At 69.1% G+C, this 4,710-nt stretch carries 4 protein-coding genes; 3 read left to right on the forward strand and 1 reads right to left on the reverse strand.

Annotated elements, in window-relative coordinates:
- Positions 1-340: 340 nt before the first annotated feature.
- Positions 341-1,042, reverse strand: a complete 702-nt coding sequence (locus JHN63_RS47845) for a TetR/AcrR family transcriptional regulator (protein WP_200691412.1) — start codon at positions 1,040-1,042, stop codon at positions 341-343.
- A 129-nt stretch (positions 1,043-1,171) separates the two neighbouring features.
- On the opposite strand from JHN63_RS47845, the gene JHN63_RS47850 reads away from it, so the two are divergent.
- The 3 genes from JHN63_RS47850 (at position 1,172) to JHN63_RS47860 (ending at position 4,452) form a co-directional block, all read left to right on the forward strand.
- Complete coding sequence (locus tag JHN63_RS47850; protein WP_200691413.1) at positions 1,172-2,467, forward strand: acyl-CoA dehydrogenase family protein; 1,296 nt, start codon at positions 1,172-1,174, stop codon at positions 2,465-2,467.
- A gap of 36 nt (positions 2,468-2,503) precedes the next feature.
- Positions 2,504-3,079, forward strand: coding sequence for a flavin reductase family protein (locus tag JHN63_RS47855; RefSeq protein WP_234478800.1), 576 nt, complete (start codon positions 2,504-2,506; stop codon positions 3,077-3,079).
- Positions 3,080-3,153: 74 nt separating this feature from the next.
- Positions 3,154-4,452: an acyl-CoA dehydrogenase family protein gene (locus tag JHN63_RS47860; protein ID WP_200691415.1), complete on the forward strand. Its 1,299-nt coding sequence runs from the start codon at positions 3,154-3,156 to the stop codon at positions 4,450-4,452.
- Positions 4,453-4,710 lie beyond the last annotated feature (258 nt).

The raw sequence follows: 4,710 nt of genomic DNA on the forward strand, positions 1-4,710 counted from the left end.
GGGGCACCCGGCTGACCGGGCAGAGCGAATTCGGGGTGGGGCGGGGATGGGGACATCATCGTCCTTCCTCAAGCAAGGAGATGGCTGCCGCCGACTGAGCGGGCGGGGCGGTCTCGTGCTGCCAGTGGCTCGCTGAGGCGCCGAGTGCTGAGGGGCACTCCGATTGATGAACTGTACGGTCCAGTGCAGTTCATCGGTCAAGAGGCCTGCATGAGGTGATTTGCCGTCGCCGCCCCGTGGGGGAGCGCGGAGGACAGGGGGTGGGGCGTCCGGTTGCTCGCTGGGGATGCTCAGGGGCGCCGTGGCGCGGAAGGTCTCGCCCGCCGCGCCACGGCGCAGGTCAGGAGGTCGCCCGCGACAGCCGGGGGAAGACCTGACTCATCGCGGAATCGGGGGCGTTCGGAAGGTCGCCGGCGCGCAGGCCCTGCAGGAAGATTGCCGTTGTCCATCGGGCGTACGCCTCGAAATGGGCCGGGTCGCGGTCGGCCTCCGGATCCAGCAGCGCGTCCATCTGTGGTCCCGCCGCCGTCATGCGCACGAACAGTCCTGCGTACGCGTCCGGGTCGGGAAGGGTGTAGCCGCGCTGTCGTGCGTCATCGCGCAGGGCCACGGCCACCAGATCGATCACATGGGGCACGCCGAGGGACCGAATCGCCTCGGTCAGCTCGGGGCGGCGGCCCGCCTCGACGGTCAGGACGCGAATGAAGGCCAGATAGGTGGGAGCCGTCGTGGCCTGGAGGAGCTTCAGGACGATCCGTTCCAGCCGCTCTTGCGGATCGTCGACGGAGGCGAGCATCGTCTGGTCCAGATCGAAGTCGAGGGAGGCTCCGCCGCGGGCGATCACCGCACGGAACAGTTCCAGCTTGTCGCCGAAGTGGGCGTAGACGGTCGTCTTCGAGACGCCGGCCTTCGCCGCCACGGCGTCCATCGAGGTTTGATCGAAACCGAGTTCGAGGAACAGCTCGACAGCCGCGTCGAGAATGGGTGCCCGCTTGCTTCGCCCGCTCGAGCCTGCGCGCTGGGGGTGCTCCCGCTCAGCCATCTCACTCCTCGCTGAATCCCGACCCTGGTGGGAACCGGTACCCGTCTCATCACTTGACCTTTCGCTGAACCCTACCGTACGGTTCAACTGAACTGAACGGTGCAGTTCAGTCTGAAAGGAAGGCGCTCCATGAGCAAGCCACCCTCTCCAGCCTCTCCCGGAGCCGACGTCACTGCGTCGGCCGAGCGGCGCTCCTCCCCCCGCCTCAGTGACCGCGGGCGGCAGATCCGGGACCGGACGCGCGCCCTCACCCCTCTGTTGCGGGAGGAAGCACAGGAGGGAGAGCAACTCGGCGCCCTGCCTCCCGAGACGCTCAGAGCGATACACGAAGCGGGCGTCTTCAAGATCGCCCTACCTGCTGAACTGGGCGGCTACGCCCTCGGGGCGCGGGACACCGTGGAGATCATCACGGCACTCGGCGAAGGCGACGGATCCGCCGCCTGGACGGTCTTCGTGGCCGGCGGCATCCGCAATGTCCTCGGCTTTCCCCAGCAGACCGTCGACGAGGTCTTCAAGGAGATCGACACCTGGATAGGTCCGCTGGTCGTCGGTGCCTCCGTGTTCTCCACGAGCGTGGGATCGGCACGCCGTGCCGACGGCGGGTGGCTGGTCTCCGGGAAGTGGGCGTTCGGCAGTGGGTGCAAGCACGCGGCCTGGGCGGCCGTGGGCGTGACCTACGAGGACGCGGAAGGCCGCCCGCACCGGGGGATGGCGCTGCTGAGCCGCGAGCAGTACACGATCCTCGACGACTGGAAGGTCATGGGCCTGAAGGCCACCTCCAGCAACAGCATCACCGCGGAGGAGGAGGCGTTCGTCCCCGACCACCGCTTCGTCGACCTGGCCGACTTCCCCGCGGTCATGGACAGCGTGCGGGAGCGCTACGCCGGCCTCGGGTTCCGCAACGACACGCGCGCGCTCATGCTGATCACCTGCCTCAGCAACGTGGCCGTCGCGCTCGGCATGGCCCGCGGCACGCTGGACTGCTTCGTCGAGCAGGCGAAGGTCCGCAAGCCGTTCAACCTGCCCTACCCCACCGTGGCGGACATGCCGTCGACCCAGGTGGCAGCCGGTACGGCCCGCGCGATGATCAACGCCGCGGAGGCCACCATCCTCGGCCACGCAGACGAGGTGGACCGCCGCGCCCTGGCCGGGACCGAGTTCACCGGCGCCGAGGAGTCCGAGATCACGATGGACCTCGTCTACGCGGTGCGGCTGTGCGCGGACGCCATCGACAAGCTCCAACTGGCCATCGGCTCCTCCACGGTGAGCCTCAGGAACCCGATCCAGCGCTTCGCGCGGGACGTGCGCGTGCTGGCCACTCATGGCGCGATCCGCTTCGACCCGCTGGCCGAACTCAGCGGCCGCCAACTCCTCGGACTCGATCCGTTTCCCATGTTCGCAGGCGGCGTGCCCCAAGTCGGCTGAGCCGACCGCCGCACAGGAAGAAAGAACGTGATGACCATGTCGATCAATGAGCGCAGGTCCCATGAGCCCACGGGGGTGGGCCTGGGTCCGGAGCCGCAGCCCACCCCCGTGGCACCGACGGACGCGCAGGCCCTGCGGGAAGCGTTCGGCCGTTTCCCGAGCGGGGTGATCGCGGTGTGCGGAATGGTGGACGACCGCCCTGTCGGAATGGCGGTCAGCTCCTTCACTTCCGTATCGCTGGCCCCGCCTCTGGTCTCGGTGTGCATGCAGACCTCGTCCCGCACCTGGCCCAAGCTCAGGGAGCTGCCGTGGCTGGGCCTGAGCGTCCTGGGCGAGCAGCAGGGTGAGGTGTGCCGCGCGCTGGCAGGTGCGGAGGAGACCCGGTTCGCCGACGTGCACTGGGAGACGACCGGAGAAGGAGCGGTAGTGCTTCCCGGAGCGGTCACCTGGTACACCTGCACGCTCCGCGCCGAACTCCCCGCGGGCGACCACACCATCGCCCTGCTGGAGATAGATCGCCTGTGGACGCTGCCGTCGGCCGAGCCCCTGGTCTTCCACGGAAGCCGCTTCCGGCGGCTCGACGACAGCGGAAGGTCGGCTGTCGCCGCCTGAGCGGGGCGGCTGCCGACTCACCCACCCCTACTGATGAGTTCGTTGTTCTCGCTGAATCTCAATGAGGAGATCCGATGTCCAAGCACATCGCCCCTGAGGTCAGGGCCGTCGAGTCGCCGTGGTTGACCGACGCCGGACGTGAGCTGTGCGGCTGGGTCCGGGACCTCGTCCCTCTCATCCGGTCGCAGGCGCGTGAGGGGGAGCGGATCGGGGCGTTGACCCCCGAGGTGCTTCAGGCGCTGGACGAGGTGGGCGTCTACCGCATGACGATGCCCGTCGAATGGGGCGGCACCGCGTTGGGCGCCCGCGACCTCGTCGAGGTCGTCGCGGCCTTGGGCGAGGCGGACGGCTCGGCCGCCTGGAGCGCCTTCGTCGGCGTCGGCCTGCGCAACTTCCTCGCCCTGCAACCGCAGGTGGTCGAGGAGATCCGCAAGGACGTCCAGGGCTGGGTGGGGCCGGCACTCGTCGGCGCCTCCGTGTTCGCGACCACGGTCGGCAACGCCCGCAAGGTCGACGGCGGTTGGCTGGTCAACGGTCGCTGGGCCTTCGGCAGCGGCTGCAAGCACGCCCGCTGGGCGCTGGTGGGAGTCGCCTTCGACCCCGCGGAAGCCGGCGGCACCGGTCGCGGTGTCGTCGTGCTGGAGCGGGAGCAGTTCGAGATCCTCGACGACTGGCACGTCATGGGACTCTCCGGAACGTCCAGCAACAGCCTGCGGGTCACCGAGGACATCTTCGTCCCCGACCATCGCTTCCTCGACCTCGCCGAGTTCCCGCCGAGGCTCGACCGGATCCGACACCACTACAGCGGCGCCGCCTTCCGGCAGAGCGGCCGGGCGCTCCTGATGACGGTGGCGCTCAGCAGCACCGCGATCACGCTGGGCATGGCGCGCGGCGCGCTGTCCTGTTTCACCGAACAGGCCATCAGGCGCAAGCCGTTCACCCTGCCCTACCCGAGCGTCGCCGAGATGGCTTCGGCACAGGTGGCCGTCGGGCGCGCGCAGGCGATGATCGTCCTGGCCGGCTCGACGATCGAACGCTACGCGGACCAGGTCGACGCTCGTACCGACGCCGGGCTCGAATTCGGCGACGACGAGGAGTCGGAGATCAGCCTCGCGCTCGCGTACGCGGCGAACCTGTGCGAGGACGCCATCAACCTGCTGCAGAAGACGCTCGGTTCCTCGACCGTCTCGCTGTCCAATCCGATCCAGCGATTCGTCCGCGACGCGCGCGTGGTCACCTCGCACGGCGCGATCCGCGTCGACCCGCTCGCCGAGCAGAACGGCCGACGCATCCTCGGACTCAAGCCGTTCCCCATGGTCGGCGCAGCGGTGCCGCAGCGCGGCGGCGACGTCCCGCCCTCCCCACTGGGTTGAGCCGACGCCTCCCGGCGACCTCGCGCTCCGTTTTCCCGTCCTGTCCACCTTCATGTCTACAGAATGTACTGAACTGTTCAGTGCATATAGAGAAATCGTGGTGCTTCGATGACCGCAACACCCCCACCGCCCGCCTTTGACGGCCAACTTCCGCCGATGCCGCCCCCGCCGCCCGCCTCACCCGTGGTCTCCCAGTGGATCACCGACGAGGGGCGCCGGATCCGCGACCGCGTGCGCGGGCTCATCCCGCTGATCCGC

Origin of the sequence: Streptomyces sp. MBT65, from assembly GCF_016612545.1 — a bacterium.
Classification (GTDB): domain Bacteria; phylum Actinomycetota; class Actinomycetes; order Streptomycetales; family Streptomycetaceae; genus Streptomyces.

Coding starts and splice junctions, on each gene's coding strand:
- JHN63_RS47860 (WP_200691415.1), top strand. CDS start 3,154: ATGTCCAAGCACATCGCCCCTGAGGTCAGGGCCGTCGAGTCGCCGTGG.
- JHN63_RS47855 (WP_234478800.1), top strand. CDS start 2,504: ATGTCGATCAATGAGCGCAGGTCCCATGAGCCCACGGGGGTGGGCCTG.
- JHN63_RS47850 (WP_200691413.1), top strand. CDS start 1,172: ATGAGCAAGCCACCCTCTCCAGCCTCTCCCGGAGCCGACGTCACTGCG.
- JHN63_RS47845 (WP_200691412.1), bottom strand. CDS start 1,042: ATGGCTGAGCGGGAGCACCCCCAGCGCGCAGGCTCGAGCGGGCGAAGC.